This window comes from Staphylococcus sp. HMSC62B09, from assembly GCF_001839115.1.
Lineage (GTDB): Bacteria > Bacillota > Bacilli > Staphylococcales > Staphylococcaceae > Staphylococcus > Staphylococcus haemolyticus.
Window position 1 is genome coordinate 26698 of the sequence record NZ_KV840117.1, and the last position, 21259, is coordinate 47956.

Here is a 21259-nt window from a genome sequence, read left to right on the forward strand (position 1 = left end):
TTTACGCCTCTTTTCCTGATAATAGTTTATTGATTACTGACATTCTTAAATACATGCCATTAGTCATTTGTTTAAAAATTCGTGCCTTTGGTGCTTCAACTAATTCACTATCGATTTCTACTCCTCTGTTAACTGGTGCAGGGTGCATTACGATTGCTTTATCTTTTAACTTATTGTATCTATTCATTGTTAAACCATATTGTTCATGGTATTCATTTGCCTCGAAATTAGCTTCTCCAGTAATACCATGACGTTCATGTTGAACACGTAATAACATAACAATATCTACTTGGTCGATGACATCATCAATTTGAACATATGGTGCATCTAATGAGTCGTCCACCCATTCATCTGGACTTGAGAACATTACATTTGCGCCTAATAAAGTTAGACTTATGAAATTACTTCGAGCTACACGTGAATTTTTAATATCACCACATATTAAAATGTTTAATCCTTCAAATGAACCGTATTCCTCATAGATTGTCATAATATCTAAAAGACTTTGTGTAGGGTGTTGGCCACTACCATCTCCAGCATTAGCAATTGGAATATTAAGATTTTCTAATTCTTCATAGTATGCATTTTGAGAATGTCTGATTACTAGTAAATCAACACCAATGCTTTCAAGTGTTTTACAGGTATCATATAGTGATTCACCTTTTTGTACTGATGATGTACTTGTTTCAAAATTTACCTCTTTCAGACCTAATTTTTGTTCTGCTACTTCAAAGCTACACTTAGTTCGAGTTGAATTTTCAAAGAATAAATTAGAAACAAACTTCCCTTCGAATTGTGGTAAGGTTTGCTTTCCTGATTTGTAATCACAAGCTGTTTGAATTAAATCGTAAATGTCCTCGTTAGATAAATGTTCCATAGATAATAAGTTATTCATAAAGCGCCTCCTGATAAATAATCCTTGTTAAATTAGTTTTTTGAATCCTGTTTTTCTTTTGGCAAAATTAAATTTAAGATAATACCTGAAAGTGCTGCTAGTGCCATACCTTCGATTTGAAGGTTTACACCTAAACCTTTTAAATTGATGAGTAAGTTACCTATACCTACAACTAAGATGACTGATGCGATTACTAGGTTGCGGTTGCTTGCAAAATCAATGTTACTTTCAACTAACATTCTTAGTCCACTTGCTGCTATAATACCGAACAATAAGATTGACACGCCGCCCATTACCGGTGTCGGTATTGAAGAAATCAACGCTGAGAACTTACCAATAAATGATAAGACAATCGCTATAACCGCTGCACCGCCAATAACATAGATACTGTAAATCTTTGTTATTGCTAGTACACCGATGTTTTCGCCGTATGTTGTGCTTGGTGGACCACCAATAATACTAGCGAACATTGTTGAAACACCATCTCCGATTATTGAGCGATGTAAACCTGGATCCTCGAAGAAGTTTCTACCTACGATTTTGTTGATAACCATTTGGTGACCGATATGCTCACTTACGGTTACGAAAACGATTGGTAACATAACGAGTATTAAACCAAGGTGAATCGATGGCACATAATCTTTAAATGGTAAATAGATATGTGGGAAGTCAATCCAGTTTGCTTTAGCAATATTCGAAAAGTTAACTAACCCCATAAAGATTGAAACAATATAGCCAACAATGATACCAATAAGTACCGGTATAAGTGATAAGAAACCTTTGAAGAACCCTTGCACAATTATTGTTACAAGTAATGTAATAAGCGCGACAACCAGATAGCTTAAATTGTACCCTTTCATATCTCCTGAGTTCTCGTACATTGCCATATTAACTGCTGTTGGTGCTAAACTTAATCCAATTACCATGATTACTGGTCCTACAACTACCGGTGGAAGTAAATGCATTAACCATCCTGTACCACTGATTTTGATTAGGATACCGATGATGACATACATTACTCCACTTGCGAATAGTGCTACTAACATGTCTCCTAAGCTATGTGTGCTTAATCCAGTAATAATTGGTGTGATAAATGCGAAACTTGATCCTAAATATGCTGGAATCTTTGCCTTAGTAATTAATATATAAAGCAATGTTCCTATCCCGGATGCAAGTAAAGCAGCTGATATTGGCAAGCCAGTTAGGAATGGCACTAATACTGTAGAACCAAACATTGCAAATAAATGTTGCAAACTCAGTAGCGCCCATTGTGTTGGTTTAGGTTTGTCTTGTACGTCTAACACCGGTTTGACGGTTCGTTCAAACATTTGTTCATTTTCCATCTTTTTTCTTCCTTTCATAAAAAAAGTCTCTTTTACATTTAAATGTAAAGAGACTAAAAAATCGTAGTAAACATACAGATAAGCACTCATACTTATCGTTATCCGTATCTACGTGACAAAGCATTCAATTATAGTGAGATGGTTATTAATACTGACCATTCTATCATTGTAATCCACACTCACTTTTGAATACTTTACCTTTTTCAGTCTCTCGTACTGATTTAAAAGGTCTTTATTCAATTATTACTGCATTCTGTGAATCTTTTTCGTTTAAATACACTAAAACAGATTCTTCTTTAGAAGTTGGTATGTTTTTCCCTACAAAATCTGCTCTTATTGGTAATTCTCGATGTCCTCGATCTACAAGTGCTGCTAAGCCAATTTTAATCGGTCGAGAATGAAGCAAGATTGCATCTAGTGAAGCTCTAACAGTTCTTCCTGTATAAAGTACATCATCAATGATGATGACTACCTTATCATTAATATCAGCATCAATTTCTATTGCATCTTGAGTGATTTGCTTGTTAGCAATTTCAATATCATCTCGAAAATGTGTAATATCAATTGTACCTGTTGGAACTATTTTTTGTTCAATTTGATTGATTTTGTCTTGTATACGTCTTGCTAAAAATTCGCCTCTCGTTTTAATTCCGAGTAACACAAGATTTTCTGTACCTTTGTTATATTCAAGAATTTCATGTGCCATACGCGTTACAGTACGTTGTATTGCAGCTTCATCCATGATGATTCGCTCAGACATTATCTCACCTCTTAAAATTAAAAACCCTCATGCCTTTTTCAAAGACATGAGGGCAAATTAATATATACGCACATGTAATGTTAGACATTACATGATAAAGCCATTCTAATAAAACAATTCATATATTTCGCTGAATTATTTTAAGAAAGTATATAGAATTATACTCATTGTCTTTGAAGCCTCTCTGGACTCTCTTTTAAAGACACCGATTTCTTTTTTGAACTGTTACTAGCTTAAAACTTTTTGAGCTATAAGTCAATGTAATTTTTTAAAATTATCAATTGTAAATAAATAATACTTTTACTGTAGTTAATCGAATTTGTGAAATACTAAAAAATTAGACAAACTTTTTCAAAAATACATATTAAAGAATCATTGATTAAATGTGAAATTAGAAAAAATACCCACAAAGCGTTGAAACTTTGCGGGCTACCAAACTATTCTTTTCTTATGCATCTCTTAAGCGAATATCTTCTAAAAGTGTTTCAAATTCTTTAGGTAATTCTGCTTGACGTTCAATGTATTCATGAGTAACAGGGTGTTCAAATCCTATAACACCTGCATGTAATGCTTGTCCACCAATATCAAGTGTTTTTCGTGGACCGTACTTTGGATCTCCAACAAGAGGGTAACCAATATATTTCATATGTACACGAATTTGGTGTGTACGCCCCGTCTCTAATTGACATTCAATTAATGTGTAATCATTAAAATGTTCTAAAACATTAAAGTGTGTAACCGCTTCTTTACCGTTATCAACGACATCCATTGATTGTCGATCTTTCTCGTTACGTCCGATAGGCGCATCAATCGTGCCATAATCATGTGGAATATTTCCATGTACTAAAGCGGTATATTTTCTTTTAACGGATTTATCCATTAATTGTTCCACTAACCCTCTATGAGCAATATCATTTTTGGCAACCATTAATAACCCTGAAGTATCTTTATCAATACGATGAACTATACCTGGGCGAATTTCACCATTAATTCCAGATAAATCTTTAATTTGGTACATTAAGCCATTAACTAATGTACCAGAATAATGACCTGGGGATGGATGTACTACCATACCTTTGGGTTTATAAACTATCGCTACATCTTCATCTTCATAATAAATATCTAAATTTAGGTTCTCTGGCTGAATATCGGCTTCGACAACTTCCTTCTCTGTAACAATAATAAGATCATTTAATTTAACTTTATAATTAGACTTAATCACTTTTTCGTTAACTGTAACTAAATCTTCTTTAATCAAATCTTGAATTTGACTTCTAGACCATTCATTATTGAATTCAGGTAATAATTTATCAATACGCTGTCCAACAAGCTCTTGGTTTTCAATTTTAAATTCATGTGTTTTCAAATTATAGTCTCCTATTCTTTTGAATTCGAATCTTTAAGTAAGGCAATGATTATGAACAATACACCTATTGTTAAACTTGAATCCGCAACATTAAATATTGGGAAATCATATCCAAAAATATTAGTATCAACAAAATCAACTACTTCACCATTAACTAATCGATCAATAAAGTTACCTAATGCACCTGCAAATAGTAAACTTATTGCAACTTGCATAAATAGATTATACTTCGCTTCTTTAATATAAAATAGTACAAGTACGATGAGAATAAATATCGTAATAATATAAAAGAATCCCATTTTACCACTAAGAATTCCCCATGCCGCACCATTGTTTCTATGTGATGTTATGTTTAAAAAATTAGGAATAACTTCATATGAATCACCAATATTCATTGTTGTAGCAATAATCCGTTTTGTGACTTGGTCAATAATTAATATAGCGATTGCTACTATTAAAGATATGGTTATATAATATTTCTTTTTCATTCACGTGCCTCCATTCACACACTACACTTTGACAACACTCTACATTATAGCTTACTCCTCTATATAAAAAAAGCTACAGTTACAAATAGATGATGATATTAGTAACTGTAGTTCATTATGCGTTTTCACTTTGATTTTTCTTAGGATGAATATAATTAAATTCATCTAGTTGGTATTCGTAAACTGTGCGCTTAGTAACTTCATATGGTTTACGATAATTCATATCAAAAACGGTTAACGAGCCATCATGATTAACTTTGTCTACATATGCAACATGACCATGTTGACCTTTTGGATATTGAAGGATTGAACCAACACTTGGATTATCATTAACTTTATATCCTTCTTTGCTTGCTTCATTAGCCCAATATTTGGCATCTCCCCATCTATTACTAATCATATTGCCATCTTGTCTAATTCTATCAAACACATAATACGTACATTGGCCTTTAGCATATAAGTTTAATTTCATTGGGTTCTTTTCCCAAAAATGAATTGTAGGTTGCGTCATATCTTGATTATCAATTCCATCATATATCGCTCCACCAGTGAAAAGTACACTTCCTAAAACCATTATAAGTATAAATTTCTTCATTAAATCACACTACTTCTATAAAATTAAATCTAAAATAAAGTCCGTCTGGACCTTTAACATTAATATGCGTTGTTTCGGGATAATAATAATCAATTAAAGCAAGACCATATGTTACGTTATTCATCACACGTTTAGTACTTGATAACCATTGATTAACAGCTAAATGATGATAGTATTGATTTGAAGACATATAGAGTGAAAACTGATCTAAATACGCAGATGGTTCAAGTCCAAAATATCTTAAATAATAAGATTCAACCTCTGACATACGTATCGTTTTAAGTGATAAATTTCCTATTTTAGTGCCTTTAGGAATCCCTTGCCAAGTTTGTTTTGATACATTTGTTAGTAAACGTGGAACATTGATTGCTTCAATATCTAACTTTACATTTTCATTATCGTAGCCCCAGTAATCCATACCATGGTCGACATAAAACTTGTATGCATTCCCCTCTGGATCTTCAAAAAATAGGGACGTACAAACACTTTGTTCTCCACCATTTACCGGAATTTCAAAGTCTGTCATTTGTACAAGTAAATCGGCTAAATCTGTAATATTAGGAAGCATTATACCTACATAAAATAATCCTGCTTCAGATAAAAGTGGTTCCCTACCATTTATAACTTCATTTAATGTTAAAAAATGATTTGACTGACCTATCTCGTACTGAACAGAATGATTTGTTTCTGTAATAACTTCAAATCCCAATATAGTTTCATAAAATGGTCTTAAGTCTGCTAAATTTCTAACATTTATAGTTATACCATTTACAAAATGTGAATGTTTTGAATGAAACATTATGGCCTCCTAAAACTGCATTACTAAATATAACTTACTTCTTTTACTAGATGAAAAATACAATTCAATGAAAATAATACCTACTATTTTATCTTAAAATATATAAAATTTTATCAGTCTTTGTATGTATATTGCAATTTATTAACTTCTAAAGTAGTGCTTTAAAGCAATGTCTTAGAAATTGGGTTCATTATTTCACTTAAGTCGAGATGCTTTCTTAAAATTTTCACAACTATGTTTTGTTATTTATTTTAGAACGCCTTACACAAGTGCAGTTGCACTTAATTTTAATAAAACTATACATCTAAATTCAAACAAAAAAAGAAAAGGCAATTTCTATAATATATTCATAGAAATTGTCTTTCTCTCACTATTTATGAAGTTATTAATCGTGGATTATATTCAGCTTAAAATTAATACTAATTTTTCGTCATTTAGGCTTTAATCAAATGATAAATTTTTGATCCAACATATGCACCTATAACTGTTCCAGCAGTCATCGCTATTGTACTAAACAGTTGTTCACTTTGTGTTGTCGCTTCTTTATCTTTATCTGCAAGATTATTCATATGATTAACAAATAATTCCATTACAGATTTATGGATATTAGCCTGTGTAAACTTATAAACAGACCAAGGTAACGTCGGTTCATATTCTTGTAGTGCAATAATAGCTTCATTTGAATCCAAGATGCGTCTAAATTCAAATCTAGCATTACCACCATTATTAGATAATGCTAAATTACCACCTATGATTTTATAAACAATCATATCTTTTGAAGAATCTTGCATGTCACGTTCCATTTTTAAAATAAATTGATTAGTAAATGGCAAACTAATATTAAATTCAGTTTCATTTATAGTTCCATTAATTAAATGTAACGTAATATTATTTATAAACTTCGCATATGTTTTTGAGACATCTTCCATTGAATAATTTTCTGGAATTCTAAAGCGTGATATTGCTCTAACATCTTTAATTTGTTCTTTACTATTAGAACTAGATGATTTTTTTGATTTGTTTTGATTTTCATTCATTTCATTTTCTTCATCTAGCGCTTGTTGCACACTTTCTTCATAAGTCATCTCTCCAATAGAAATATCAGGATGCGTGCGCTCTGGTTGTGGAATCATATCATGAACTAAACTATTCATAAGTGGGTAGACCATTTGTTTAGGTACTTGTGAAATGAGTTGTACCCAATATCTACTTACCCAAATAGGTATAATTGGTAAATCAACGATTGGTAAACGCTTATTTAGCACTACTGCAGTACGTTGTATTAATTCTTTATAATTCATAATTTCAGGTCCTGTAATGTCAAATACCTCATTATGTTGTGGTGTTCGCTCTACTAGTAATGCCAGTTTATTAATTATATCATTAATTGAAACTGGTGCTATCATATTGTATGCCCAACTAGGTAATACCATACCAGGCAATCGTTCAACTAAACGTTTTAAAATAGGATAAGAACTTCCCTTAGCCCCTATAATTAATCCAGCTCTTAATATACTTACAGGTATACCATAAGAACCTAGAATTTTTTCACATTCCAAACGACTACGTAAATGAGCAGATAGTTTATCTTCATTTGGAATTAAACCACTCATAAATACAATATGTTTAACGCCTTGTTTCTTTGCAGCTCTCGCAAAATTATCTGCTAATAAAGCACCCATATCTTCAAAGTTTGCTTGCGTTAACTTGGCGTTTGGCATCATAGAATGGACAAGGTAAATTGCAGTATCTACCCCTTCCATTACTTCTGTTATCTCATCTAAATCAAATAAATCAGCAGCTTTCCATGTAACATTCTCTTCATTTTCTTTGTTACTAGTATTTCTTGAAATTGCTATAATATCATGATGCATTTTTAATTGATCTTTTAATTGTCCACCAATATAACCAGATGCACCTGTTAATAAGATTTTACTAATGATTTCACCCCTAATTATTAAATAGTCGAATAATCTTGATTTAATAAATATATCTATTTAAATAGCCTTTTATTAAAAAGTGAAACATTACATATCGTCATTATTTTTACTTATAAATTATAAATGTAAATACAAAAAGGGAGTCGGACTGAATTCTTCTCAAATTCGTTGTCCAACTCCCAACTTGCTTTGCTTGTAGAATTTCTTTATGAAATTTTCTTTGTAGGGGCCTGCCCTCAAGGATGACTAGAACTGAGAAAATTTTGATTTAAGCGTCTTGTCTGTTCAGTCAGCTACAATAAATTGCAAAATAGGATTATTATATTATTTATGTCCTATGTGTTTTCAATAATATATTTATTAAACTAAAGTTTTAACTACTTCTTGGCATCGTGGACATAAGTGTTCTAATTCACCTACTGAACCTAATTCTTCAGTATAGTTCCAACATCTTTCACATTTTTCACCCACTGCATGGTCAATTCTAATATCACCATGTTGATAAGCCTCTGCATTGTCTACAGAATCTGAAACTTCAACTTGTGAAACAATGAATAATTGTTGTAAATCTTCAAATTGTTGTAAGAACTCTGCAGCTTTAAAGTTGTCGTTATTACCAATTACAACTTTAGCTTCAAGAGACTTACCAATAACTTTATTATTACGTGCAACTTCTAACGCACGGTTTACATCATCACGTAATGCCATGAATTGATTCCACTTGTCAAGCAATGCTTGATCAACTTCAACTACCTTAGGCATGTCAGCTAAATGAACACTTTCTTCTTTTACATGTGGTGTGTGTGTCCAAACTTCTTCAGCTGTGTGAACTAAAATAGGTGCTAATAATTTAGTCATATCAACTAAGATTTGGTATAGAACAGTTTGCATACTACGACGTTTATGCGCATTTTTCTCTTCAATATAAAGAATATCTTTACCGTAATCTAAGTAGAAATTACTCAATTCAACATTAATAAAGTTTTGTACTTCTTGATAAATATTTAAATAATCAAAGTTATCATAATGTTCAATTGTGCTAGCAGTAAACTCACGTAAACGATTTAGTAAATAACGATCGACTTCAAGTAATTCTGTTTCAGGAATTGCATCAGTATCAGGATTAAAATCGTTAATATTACCAAGCATAAATCTTAAAGTATTTCTAATTTTACGATATACATCAGAAGTTTGTTTTAAGATTTCATCCGAAATACGAACGTCTGCTAAATAATCAGTACTGCTTACCCATAAACGTGCAATGTCAGCACCTTTTTGTTTTACAACTTGGTCAGGAACAATAACATTACCTAGTGATTTACTCATTTTCTTACCTTCACCGTCCATTACAAAGCCGTGTGATAATAAGAATTTATAAGGCGCTTGACCTCTAGTTGCTACAGCAGTTGTAATTGAAGAATTAAACCAACCACGATATTGGTCACTACCTTCAAAGTATAGATCAGCTGGGAAACTTAATTCTGGACGATTTTCTAATACACCACGATGTGATGAACCAGAGTCAAACCAAACATCCATAATGTCCATTTCTTTTGTAAAGGTACCATTTGGACTACCAGGGTGTGTAAATCCTTCAGGTAATAAGTCTTTTGCTTCTCTTTCAAACCAAATATTTGAACCATACTCTTCAAACAAATCAGCTACGTGGTTAACTGTTTCTTTCGTCATAATGATATCGCCATTCTCGGCATAGAATACAGGTAATGGAACTCCCCAAACACGTTGACGAGAAATAACCCATTCTCCACGATCACGGATCATATTGTAAATACGTGTTTTACCCCAATCCACTTTGAAATCTGTTTCTTCAATAGCATCTAGAATATCTTGTCTTACTTTATTAATAGAGGCAAACCATTGTGGTGTAGCACGGAAGATAACTGGTTTCTTAGTACGCCAATCATGAGGGTAACTATGTGTAATAAAGTTTAGTTTTAATAAAGCGTCTTTTTCAGTTAATAAATCAGTAACTGCTTTGTTAGCTTTATCATAAAACATACCTTCAAATTGTCCACCTTCTTCAGTAAACACACCTTTATCATCTAAAGGACTAACAACTGGTAAATCATATTTTTGACCAACGATATAGTCATCTTCACCATGACCAGGAGCGGTATGAACACAACCTGTACCAGCATCAGTTGTAACATGATTACCATTAATTACAAGTGAGATTCTATCTAAGAAAGGATGTTGTGCTTCAACATACTCTAACTCTTTACCTGTAAATTCTTTTTCTAATTGAATGGCATCTTTATCCCATTCTAAAGCTTCTGCTACATCTTCAGATAATGCTTGTGCGATAATATATTTCTTGCCATTCACATTATATTGACCATATTTTAAATCAGGATGAACTGTAATCGCTACGTTAGATGGAATAGTCCATGGAGTAGTTGTCCAAATAATGAATTGAGCATCCTCATCTACTACACCTTTAGTATCTTTCACGTTAAATGCTACATAGATAGATGCTGAACGCTTATCATGATATTCAATTTCAGCTTCAGCTAAAGATGATTCACTTGACGGTGACCAATAAACTGGTTTCTTACCTTTATAAATTAATCCTTTATCCGCCATCTCACCAAACAAACGAATTTGAGCAGCTTCATATTCAGGTTTAAGCGTGATATAAGGATCATTAAAGTCTCCTCGTACACCAAGACGTTTGAAATCTTTCTTTTGTAATTCGATTTGTTCTAACGCAAATTCCTTACATTTTTCTCTAAATTCAGCAATTGACATTTTTTTGCGATCTACGCCCTTTTTAGTCAAAGCTTGTTCAATTGGTAAGCCATGTGTATCCCAACCTGGAACGTATGGTGCGTAAAAACCTTGCATCGTTTTATAACGTACAATAATATCCTTAATAATTTTGTTTAACGCATGCCCCATATGCAAATTACCATTAGCATACGGTGGTCCATCATGTAAGATGTAAGATTGGTTACCTCTATTTTTTTCTAATGCTTTTTGGTATTGATTGTTAGCTTCCCATTGTTCTTGGATTTGTGGTTCTTTATTTGGCAATCCACCACGCATCGGAAAGTCAGTCTTTGGCATTAATAAAGTATCTTTATAGTTCATAATTGATTTCACTCCTTAAATGTAAAAAGAACTCTAAGTTCAATTAAAAAGGGACGGAATTACCGCGGTACCACCCTTGTTAACTCAACTTAGAGTTCTCTCATATATAATATAACTTTGTAAAAATCAGTGATATAAGAGATAGACTTTTATTAGGCTTTCACCAACCCTAATTCGCTGTAAAAAGTTTATTATCTCCTACTTGTCTGACTTATTTTATAACAATTATTTATTTGATGTTGATTCACTTTGACTCATGCTTGATTGTGAAGTAACGTTCTCACTTGTACTAGTTGCGTCACTTGTACTTAGTGAATCTGTTGTACTGTTATTACTTTCGCTTGCAAGCACACTTTCAGATTGTTGAGATTGAGCGCTAAGTTGCTCTTCAGGTGTAATATCTTGGCTATTTAAATGTTGGAAATTTTCTTGTGTGACTTTTTCTGCATCGATATCATAGTTTAATAAATAATCCCAATCATCATTTTTAAGTAAATCTAATTGAGCTTCAACTAGCATGCGGAAACGTGATCTGAATATTTTAGATTGACGTTTCATATCTTCAGTTTGGAATGATAAATGACGTGCTTTTTCGATAGCGTCATTAACAATTAAATCTGCTTGTGCTTGAGCTTTACTGATAACAGCTTCAGCTTCTTTATTAGCAGCCAATTTAGTCTCTTCTCCAGCTTGTTGAGCTTGAACAAGGGCATCACTTACTGATTGATGAACTTGTTGATAAGATTTAATATTAGTATCTCTCTCTTCAATTACTTTTTCAAGCTGTTTTTTTTCTTCTTTTAAACGTTCAATTTCATTACTTAATTGATTTAAATAATCACTTACTTCAGCTGGTTCTAAACCATTTTTCACTTTTGTAAATTCTTTATTTTTAATTTCACTAGGTGTAAAAGGCATCCTACATCCTCCTTAAATCAACATTAAATTGACTTATATTTATTACTTAAATAGCGTTCGATAATTTATGTGTATTTTGTCTTTTTTAGTCCTACCACCTATATCAATGATTTGAGCTCTTCCAAATCCTTGAATAGATAATAAATCATTAGTTTGAACTTGAAAATCTGGTGAATCAATAATTGTGTGATTAACTTTCACGCGCTTCTTTTCAATTAATTGTTTCGCTATTGTTCGAGATTTATGAATCATTTCTTTTAAAACGACGTCTAATCTCAATGCACTTACAGTACTACCTTGAATTTTCCAATTCTCTACTGATTGTATCATATCTTTAAATGGAATAGAATTAAGTTTAACTGTAGCACCTTTTATCTTTGTTAATTCCAACATAATATACGATTCTAATTGCTTTGTCAAAACAAATTGAATACTGTCACCGACAATAATATCACCAACTTGTTCCCTTTCTATTCCTAATGACATAAGTGTTCCTAGGACATGTTGATGTTGTATATTAACAAACTTCTCTGGATAGTTGATTTGAATTAATACTTCTTCAAAGTCAGCTTCCCCAGGTTCAAAATAATTAGGAGCAATGATACCTCTTTTTCTCTCTGCGTTATCTCCACCAAAAAAAGTCACTTCCATATCTTCATAACTGACTGTTATGACTTCAAGTATATATTGTCCTCTCGGATCGAGAAAGTTTGTCAAAATTGGCGCATACTGCTGTTCAACTTGATCACACTTATCTATTAATTGATCTATTAACCCTTGCTCTTCGTCTCTAAAATGCTGATAAATATCGATTATCTTACACCTCTCTGATTCTAAATTAAATGATAAAAGAGGTTGAAACAACCTCATGTATTGTCTCAGCCTCTTAAAAGCCATATATTATTACATTAAATGAACTATTACCATATTAAAGATACTTCTTAACCCAGCTTGGAATAATACAAGTACAAACAAAGCTACAAGTGAAGAAATATCAATCATTCCTATTGGTGGAATAATCTTTCTAAATGGTTCTAAAAATGGTTCATATAATTTACCTAGTATTTCACCGAACTTAGATTCTCTAATATTAGGTACCCAAGATGTAAAGAAATAAATAATCATTCCAAAGTAATATATTTGAACTAGAAAAATTATAAAATCAAAAATGGTAGCTAGTAAACCTACATCCATATAACGTTCTCCTTATTCGTAGTGTTGCGATTCCATTTGTTCAATATGATCTGTAATACTTCCCGCAACTTCTACATTATCAGGTGTACAAAGGAATATGTCAGTACCTACACGTTGAATATCTCCACCAATTGCATAAACTGTTCCACTTAAAAAATCAATAATGCGTTTAGCTGAAATTTTATCAATACGTTGTAAATTCACTAAAGTAGCACGGCGGTTTTTTAATTCATCCGCGATATCTTGTGTATCTGAAAATACTCGTGGTTCGAATAAGCACATTTTTGAACTTTCATAACCACTATAACTTTGCGACGTTTGATTCATTGTAACAACATTTTTGCCGTTTGACTTTGATGGCGGTTGATTCATACGCACATTCCTTTCTTCTGAGTTATAATTTCTTGTTGATTTCTTTTGTGGTACTGTTTTCAATTTACTTTGATTATTATATGAACGTTCTGATTGTTGCGGTTGATTCTGTTGAACATTGTTTGTTTCATTATCTTCATTCTGAACCACACGACGTTGTCGCTCTTCAGGGCTTTCAACTTCTTCTTCATCATCCATTAGAAAAAAATTATTAAATAAATCTTTAATAGCCACGGGGCTCACTCCTATTCTCCTACAAGTTTACTCCCAATTCTTATAAATGAAGCACCTTCTTCTACAGCAATTGCATAATCATTACTCATTCCCATAGATAAATAGTTACACGGTGCATAATCTAAATTAAGGTTTTTGATTTCATCTCGTTTTACTCGTAATTGTTTAAATAACTGTCGAATATATGTAGTGTCTTCTGTATAAGGTGCCATTGTCATTAATCCGACAATTTTTATTTTATCATATTGTTCAATTTGTTCTATAAAGTGATTAACTTCATTCAAAGCAATACCATGTTTAGATTCTTCTCCTGAGACATTGACTTGTATGAAGCAGGCAATCTCATGATCCGCTCTTTTATTAATTTCCTTAGCTAAACTAAGTCTATCTAGTGCATGTAGGTAATCAATTTCGTTTATGACTTCTTTTACTTTTCTAGATTGTAAAGAACCTATAAAGTGCATAGTAACATCGTTAGGCAAAGCAGATTTCTTCTCTAAAAAGCCTTCTAATCTATTTTCACCAAAATGTCTAAGTCCAGCATCATAAGCTTCTTTAGCACGGTCTATTGTAACATATTTTGTTACTGCAATCACGTTTGGCAAGGTAGACGCTTCACTATTTTTAAAGTGTGATTGTATTTCACTTTCAATATTTCTTAAATTTTGTTTTACATCCATTTTCTACTCAACCTCTTCACCATTTGTTAAGTTTAGTTATCACTAATAAATACATATGTATTTAAATATTTATTATTTATATAACTAATCTAATGAGATTATTTTTGGCCTATAAAAGCCAACATTCTACCTGTTTGACCTTTTTCAACTCGATATGAAAAGAAAAGGGATAAATCCTCTGATGTAGCATAATCAGTTATATATATATTGTCGAATGGTACACCATAATGATTAAGTAATAGTGCATTAGCACGTTTTAAATCAATACCATGTCGATTCTCTCCACGAGTTTCAATATAATCTTTTACATTAATCGGTAATGTTTCAAACTTCGCTTTAATATCATCATTAATTTCATATGTAGTTGATGTAGATGGTCCAATTACAATCTTTAAATCATTATAATCAAAATCAATTTGCTTTAACATTTCACTAACAATTTGACCATATGTACCTCGCCAGCCAGCATGTGCTAATCCTACATAGTGATGTTTTTCACTATAGAAATAAACTGGTACACAATCAGCGTAGCACATCGTTAATAACGTATCAGGTTCATATGTATAAATCCCATCAATACCATACATATCATCTGTTAATGTATCGATGTTAGTTCCACGATGACTTTGCGAAATTTCCATTACTCGATTTTCATGAGTTTGAATTGGAAATACCCATTGTGCTCTTTCAAACCCAATCGCGTCCGCCAACATTTCTTGGTGTTTAGTAATATTTTCAGGATTATCATCCACATATCTTGCCATATTGAATGATGATTCTGGATATAGACTATAGCCACCTTCTCTTGTAGTAAATCCTAATTTGACATACTTCAAGTCTTGAGATTCATATTTCAAGTGATGGGGATACTTTACAAATTTCTCTGACACGAGATCAAACCACCTTAATTAAAAGTTTTATTTTTGTCGATTTCTAAAAAGCTTACTCTAAAATTGAATATAGATATATTATATAACAATCTTCACTTTGCTTGAAAGTAAATAAAAAGGGAGCGAACATGAATCCACAAGTGAATTCGCCGTTCTACTCCCAATATAGGAATGATTAAGACGATATATACACTTAACCATACAACGAAATATAGACAAAACTTATTTTCAATTAACGTCTAGTTCTTCTAGAACGTCTTTCTTCTCTATTTCTGATAAAGCTAGGAATATCGTCATCTTTAGTAGTATGATTTCTTTCTGATACACTTTCAGAAGAACGAGAGCTTGATGAGCTTTGTGAGAATGATTCTTCTCTTGGCGTACTTGCTTGTGTTGAAGTGCTTGAAGTTGCACTTGTTCCGAAACCAGTACTTGAAGCTTTACGTCCTTGTGAAGTTGGTTTATCTTCAAAACCAGTAGCAATTACAGTTACTACAATTTCATCTTGTAGTTCAGGATTGATAACTGTACCAAAAATCATATTTACATCTTCATCTGCAGCATCTTGCACGATGTCAGCCGCTTCTTGAGCTTCAAATAATGAAAGTGATTCCCCACCAGTGATGTTCATTAACACACCTTGAGCACCAACGATTGAAGTTTCAAGTAATGGTGATGAAATTGCTTTTTTAGCTGCTTCAACTGCTCTGTTCTCTCCAGAAGAGACACCAATACCCATTAAAGCAGAACCTTGGTTAGACATAATTGTTTTAACGTCAGCAAAGTCTAAGTTTACTTCACCTGATACAGCGATTAAGTCAGAGATACCTTGAACACCTTGACGTAATACATTATCTGCTTCTTTAAATGCTTCCATCATTGGAGTTGATTTATCAACGATATCTAATAAGCGATCGTTAGGGATAACAATTAGTGTATCAACTGCTGCTTTCATAGATTCAACACCAGCTGCTGCTTGAGTTGAACGTTTACGTCCTTCAAAACCGAATGGACGTGTAACTACACCAACAGTTAATGCTCCCATTTCTTTAGCAATCTTAGCTACTACTGGTGCAGCACCTGTACCAGTGCCGCCACCCATACCAGCAGTTACGAATACCATATCTGCACCTTGGATTGCATCTTCAATTTGTTCACGTGACTCTTCAGCTGCTTTTTTACCAATTTCTGGATTTGCACCAGCACCAAGTCCGCGTGTTAATTTCTCACCAATTTGGATTTTAGATTCTGCTTTAGATAAGTTTAAAGCTTGTCCGTCTGTATTAATTGCAATAAATTCTACATTGTTCATGCCATGGTCAATCATACGGTTAACAGCGTTGTTACCACCGCCACCTACACCGATGACTTTTAATGTCGCTAAATGATTAAATCCTTGTTCAAATTCTAACATTTATATTTCCTCCTAGTCTTTTTGGCCCATCATTCAAATAAAGATTTCATAAGTTTTTTTAATTTGCCCTCTTCTTTTTGAGGTTGCTCTTGATCATCATAATGTTCTGTCGTATCGCGATGACTTTCATTGCTATCATACTTATCATAGTCGTCTACTTTATCTGTTCTTTCATGTGGTTCGTTGTAGTCTTCTTCATAAGTATCTTCATGTCTATTTGACTTACGTTTAAACCAGTCAAATCCACCTGATTTAGAAGTATGTTCTCTCTCGTTATCTTCAATAACTTCTTCTTCAAACTCATCATTATCTTGATAACTCATTGTAACATAATCGAGCAACTCATCAAAAGTGATGCTACTAGATATAGTAGAAATAGCTGATGTGAATTCTGGCTTTCTGATACCCATTTGTGACGGTGTATGAACTCTAATCTTTTCATTTACCATCGTATTAAGTAATTCTTTAACTCCTAATAAGTTTGAAGAACCGCCAGTTACAATGAAACCACCGTTCACTCTAGTTAACCCTAAGTCAACTAATACATCAAACACCTCATCAAAGATATCTTGCATTGTTCTCTCAATTACAGCACTTAAATCTTTTTGAGTATATTCAACTAATTCATCACTGTCTACTTGATCTACACTAAATACATCTTGATCTGATGCAGAATTAGCATAAGCATGACCATATTGATGTTTAATCTTTTCAGCCGTTTCATATGTAGTATTTAGTTCTTCAGCAATATCATCTGTAATATCGCGTCCCGCTAATTCAATTGAATCAGCGTCTACTAATTCTCCACGCTCATAAAAGGCAATTTGAGTTAAATCTTCACCAATATCTATTACACATGCTCCTAATTCTTTTTCAGTAGCTGTAAGAATTGATCCATAATTATAAGCATCTGAATAAACATCTAAAACATCTACGCCACATGATTCTACACATTTAATCATGTTGATTAAGATAGATTTATGAATTGCAATAACTCCTGCTTCAACTCTTAATGAGTGTCTAGCAATCAATTCTTTAGGGTCTGATACTTCATTATCCCCATCCACAATAAAACGAATAGGGAATACATCAATTACATCAGTATCCGCTACATCATTTTTTTGACGAATACCTTCTAGCACTTCTTCAATGTGTGTGCCGTTTATTTCAGTATCTTCATAAAAATCAATTTCATTTGCTTCATCATATACTTCAGTACCTATGATAGGTAATTTTAAGAAAACTTCTTTAATGTCTACACCTGATGCGATAGAAGCTTTTTTAATTGTATCTTTAACTGCTTGTTTAGCAATGTCGAAATCATCAATTAATCCGTTCTTGATACCGCTAGTGTAGGTTTGTCCTGTACCTATCACATTTATTCCATTGTGAAATTTTTCGCCTACTATTGTTTTTACACTTGATGAACCAATATCTATGCTTACATAGTAATGTTCCTCCATAGATAGGCACCTCCTGACAAATTACTATTAAAATACACTATGTTTAGTTTACAATACGTCGTAAGGCTTGTGAACTATAAACACATATTAATATCGAAATTTTTTAATTATTTGAATCTGATTGTTCGTTAATTTTATTTAAAGCGCTTTGTAACTCATCTTTTGCATCAGTTTCTTGTTGTGATTTTTGACGAACATTTTGATCGGATTTTGAATCTCCGCTACTGTTTTCATTATACGGTATAAATGATGCACCTACAGATAAATCTATATAACCTTGGGTTTTCAAGTTACCAGAGTCGTCTTTTGATAAAGATTGTGACATTTGAGGATAATATTTAATTTTATTAGCAATCGTTTTTATGTTGCCAACTACTTGCATATCATCTTGCATATATAAAAGAATTCTATTTTGGCTATTTTGCTTAGGTGCGTACTTAATTTCTGAAATCATATCTCTAATGTCTGGAGACATCTTAGATAAAGATTTAATCATGTTGCTTTTTTCTTCACCTTTAAATTCTTCTAAAATAGGTCCACTTCCGGCAATATTACCATCAAAGTTTTTCAATTCTTGATTTCCTTCTATAATTGGCACATATTTATTCTTTTCTTTAACAACACCTACAACTTGATTTTCAGTTATTTGCACTTTTAACGTATTCGGTAATTGCTTTTTAATTTTTACGTCTTTTATTAAATCATTCTTCTTCAGATTTTGAACACCTTTACGTTTACTATAGGTATACATTCTTGAATTACCTTTCACATCCAAAGCTTTTTCAACTTGACTGTTACTCACATTGTTATTTCCACTAATTTTAATATTAGAAATTCTACTTAGTGGTGTAAACATGTAGAGTAAAAATAAAATTATTAATAATACTAAAAATGTAATGATAATGTACTGAATTCTTTTTTGACGCTTCCTTCGCTGAATTCTTAATTGTTCTTTTCTCTCTTGTGGTGATAAATGATCAAATTGTGTACTCTTGGCACGTTTTTTTCTTTTACGATTGTCATTGAACTCTTTAACTCTATCTCTAATAGATAGCTTATATGTGTTTTCACTAGAATTAGTGGAGAGTCTGTGACTATCATTCGTTTTGGTACTTTCAACGCTTTGAGCATTTTCATCAGATGTTTCGTTAAATTGTTCAATTGCTTCATTTTGTTCCAATTGTTCGGATTCATTGGATTGATTATTAAAGTTATCTTCATCTATTGATTGATTTTGATCTTGTTGTTTAGAAGTCTCATTAAGTTTATTAATTTTATACAATTGAGCGTCATCTGTGGAAATTTTATTCTTATCCTTATGATTAGCATCTTGATTTGAAAGGTGTTCTTCATTGTTTAATTCTCGATTTCTTTTTTCAATAAGACTTTGAATCGAGCTCACCTTATTATCTTTACGTCGTTTATCTTTCACTTGATTTCACAACCTTTAATAAGATGGTAAGTGGGCACGGAAACTTTCTATAAATCTTTCTCCACGTTCTTCAAATGTTTTATATTGATCCCAACTTGCACATGCAGGTGATAGTAAGACAACGTCATTCGGTTCGACTACATCTTGTACCTTTTTAACAGCGTCTTCAATATCAGTAGCTTTCACCACTAACTTACCTTGACTATTGCCAAGCTTTGCAAATTTTTCTTGAGTTTGACCAAAAACAACCATGACACGTACATTGTTCATATAAGGTATTAATTCATCGAAATCATTACCACGATCTAAACCACCACATAACCAAACGATTGGTTGCTTGAATGAATTTAATGCAAATTGTGTAGCAAGTGTGTTTGTAGCTTTAGAGTCATTGTAATACTTGTTAGTGCGATTTGTACCTATATATTGTAATCTGTGGTCTATACCAGAAAATGTTGTTAAACTATCTATAATTGCTTTTATTGGTACACCAGCTAAGATTGAAGCTAACACTGCAGCTAGAATATTTTCTAAATTATGTTCCCCAGGTAATACTAAATCATCTATATTAATAATTCTTATTCCTTTGTAAACAATAAACCCATCTTTAATATATATACCGTCTACTTCTTGTTGAGTAGAGAAATATAATGTTTTAGCTTTCAAATTTTCAGACTCAATTAAATGTCTTTGATGATAATTACATATTAGGTAATCATTTTCTGTTTGATTTTTGTAAATCTGTTTCTTGGCGTTTTGATAGTTTTCAAGCGTTTCGTGATAATCTAGATGAGCAGAATATATATTTGTGATAATCGCAATATGCGGACGATATTGCTCTACACCTAATAATTGGAATGAAGATAATTCAGTTATTAGATATTCATTAGGTGATGTTTCTTGTGCTACTTTAGATGCTACATAGCCTATATTTCCAGAGAGTCTACCAGTCAATCTACTTTTCTTAAACATATCGCCAATTAAAGAAGTCGTAGTTGTTTTACCATTAGTTCCAGTTACAGCTATAATCGGTGCTTCTGATATTAAATAACTTAATTCTACTTCAGTTAATATTTTTAAATGTCGCTGATATGCTTCTTGAATTATAGAAACTGTATAAGGAATACCAGGATTTTTTACTATAATTGGCTCATTATCTAATAGTGATAAAGGATGTCCACCATCAACTATTTTAACTCCTAGCGCCTCTAAATCCTTGGCATGAGGATCTTGTGACAAGTCTTTACCATCATTTACAGTCACATTGGCACCTAATTTGATTAATAACTTAGCTGCTTCATATCCGCTTTTGGCTAGTCCTACTACAAGAACATCTTTATTTTCTAATCCTGTATAATTGAGCAT

At 32.3% G+C, this 21259-nt stretch carries 19 protein-coding genes; all 19 read right to left on the reverse strand.

The features are described from left to right. Position 1 precedes the first annotated feature (1 nt). The 19 genes from HMPREF3265_RS03010 to murD all read right to left on the reverse strand — a co-directional run bounded on the left by HMPREF3265_RS03010 (position 2) and on the right by murD (position 21259). Entirely contained in the window at positions 2–895 is an 894-nt protein-coding gene (locus tag HMPREF3265_RS03010; protein ID WP_070860998.1) for an aspartate carbamoyltransferase catalytic subunit, read from the reverse strand. 32 nt (positions 896–927) lie between these two features. Continuing rightward, positions 928–2238 carry a uracil-xanthine permease family protein gene (locus HMPREF3265_RS03015; RefSeq protein WP_037552357.1) on the reverse strand — a complete coding sequence of 437 codons (1311 nt, stop codon included), beginning with the start codon at positions 2236–2238 and terminating at the stop codon, positions 928–930. A 232-nt stretch (positions 2239–2470) separates the two neighbouring features. Beyond that, positions 2471–2998 carry a bifunctional pyr operon transcriptional regulator/uracil phosphoribosyltransferase PyrR gene (pyrR, locus tag HMPREF3265_RS03020; protein WP_053024663.1) on the reverse strand — a complete coding sequence of 176 codons (528 nt, stop codon included), beginning with the start codon at positions 2996–2998 and terminating at the stop codon, positions 2471–2473. 448 nt (positions 2999–3446) lie between these two features. After that, the gene (locus HMPREF3265_RS03025; RefSeq protein ID WP_037552361.1) at positions 3447–4364 is read right to left on the reverse strand and encodes an RluA family pseudouridine synthase; all 918 of its coding nucleotides are present in this window, start codon (positions 4362–4364) and stop codon (positions 3447–3449) included. Positions 4365–4375: 11 nt separating this feature from the next. Further along, positions 4376–4852 carry a signal peptidase II gene (gene lspA / locus HMPREF3265_RS03030; protein WP_070440667.1) on the reverse strand — a complete coding sequence of 159 codons (477 nt, stop codon included), beginning with the start codon at positions 4850–4852 and terminating at the stop codon, positions 4376–4378. A 115-nt stretch (positions 4853–4967) separates the two neighbouring features. After that, positions 4968–5447 carry a CHAP domain-containing protein gene (locus HMPREF3265_RS03035; RefSeq protein WP_070440664.1) on the reverse strand — a complete coding sequence of 160 codons (480 nt, stop codon included), beginning with the start codon at positions 5445–5447 and terminating at the stop codon, positions 4968–4970. Between the two features lie 4 nt (positions 5448–5451). Continuing rightward, positions 5452–6246, reverse strand: a complete 795-nt coding sequence (locus tag HMPREF3265_RS03040) for a VOC family protein (RefSeq protein WP_070440661.1) — start codon at positions 6244–6246, stop codon at positions 5452–5454. 434 nt (positions 6247–6680) lie between these two features. Then, entirely contained in the window at positions 6681–8186 is a 1506-nt protein-coding gene (locus HMPREF3265_RS03045) for an NAD(P)H-binding protein (protein ID WP_070440658.1), read from the reverse strand. Positions 8187–8546: 360 nt separating this feature from the next. Further along, positions 8547–11297, reverse strand: a complete 2751-nt coding sequence (gene ileS / locus HMPREF3265_RS03050; protein ID WP_070440655.1) for an isoleucine--tRNA ligase — start codon at positions 11295–11297, stop codon at positions 8547–8549. A gap of 225 nt (positions 11298–11522) precedes the next feature. Next, positions 11523–12215, reverse strand: a complete 693-nt coding sequence (locus HMPREF3265_RS03055; RefSeq protein WP_070440652.1) for a DivIVA domain-containing protein — start codon at positions 12213–12215, stop codon at positions 11523–11525. Between the two features lie 42 nt (positions 12216–12257). Beyond that, complete coding sequence (locus HMPREF3265_RS03060) at positions 12258–13085, reverse strand: YlmH family RNA-binding protein (protein ID WP_070485040.1); 828 nt, start codon at positions 13083–13085, stop codon at positions 12258–12260. Positions 13086–13118: 33 nt separating this feature from the next. Next, positions 13119–13409 carry a YggT family protein gene (locus tag HMPREF3265_RS03065; protein ID WP_037552372.1) on the reverse strand — a complete coding sequence of 97 codons (291 nt, stop codon included), beginning with the start codon at positions 13407–13409 and terminating at the stop codon, positions 13119–13121. 12 nt (positions 13410–13421) lie between these two features. Then, the gene (locus HMPREF3265_RS03070; RefSeq protein WP_070440647.1) at positions 13422–14015 is read right to left on the reverse strand and encodes a cell division protein SepF; all 594 of its coding nucleotides are present in this window, start codon (positions 14013–14015) and stop codon (positions 13422–13424) included. Positions 14016–14026: 11 nt separating this feature from the next. Then, a complete protein-coding gene (locus HMPREF3265_RS03075) occupies positions 14027–14695 on the reverse strand; it encodes a YggS family pyridoxal phosphate-dependent enzyme (RefSeq protein ID WP_070440644.1) in 669 nt (222 codons plus the stop codon). 98 nt (positions 14696–14793) lie between these two features. Next, complete coding sequence (gene pgeF, locus HMPREF3265_RS03080) at positions 14794–15585, reverse strand: peptidoglycan editing factor PgeF (RefSeq protein ID WP_053024658.1); 792 nt, start codon at positions 15583–15585, stop codon at positions 14794–14796. A 232-nt stretch (positions 15586–15817) separates the two neighbouring features. After that, positions 15818–16999 (reverse strand): cell division protein FtsZ, encoded by a 1182-nt coding sequence (ftsZ, locus tag HMPREF3265_RS03085; RefSeq protein WP_070440641.1) that lies wholly within the window; start codon positions 16997–16999, stop codon positions 15818–15820. Between the two features lie 29 nt (positions 17000–17028). Next, on the reverse strand, positions 17029–18462 hold the full coding sequence (gene ftsA / locus HMPREF3265_RS03090) for a cell division protein FtsA (RefSeq protein ID WP_070440638.1): 1434 nt from the start codon (positions 18460–18462) through the stop codon (positions 17029–17031). Between the two features lie 103 nt (positions 18463–18565). Further along, the gene (locus tag HMPREF3265_RS03095; RefSeq protein WP_070440635.1) at positions 18566–19894 is read right to left on the reverse strand and encodes a cell division protein FtsQ/DivIB; all 1329 of its coding nucleotides are present in this window, start codon (positions 19892–19894) and stop codon (positions 18566–18568) included. A 15-nt stretch (positions 19895–19909) separates the two neighbouring features. Then, on the reverse strand, positions 19910–21259 hold the full coding sequence (gene murD / locus HMPREF3265_RS03100; RefSeq protein ID WP_070440632.1) for a UDP-N-acetylmuramoyl-L-alanine--D-glutamate ligase: 1350 nt from the start codon (positions 21257–21259) through the stop codon (positions 19910–19912).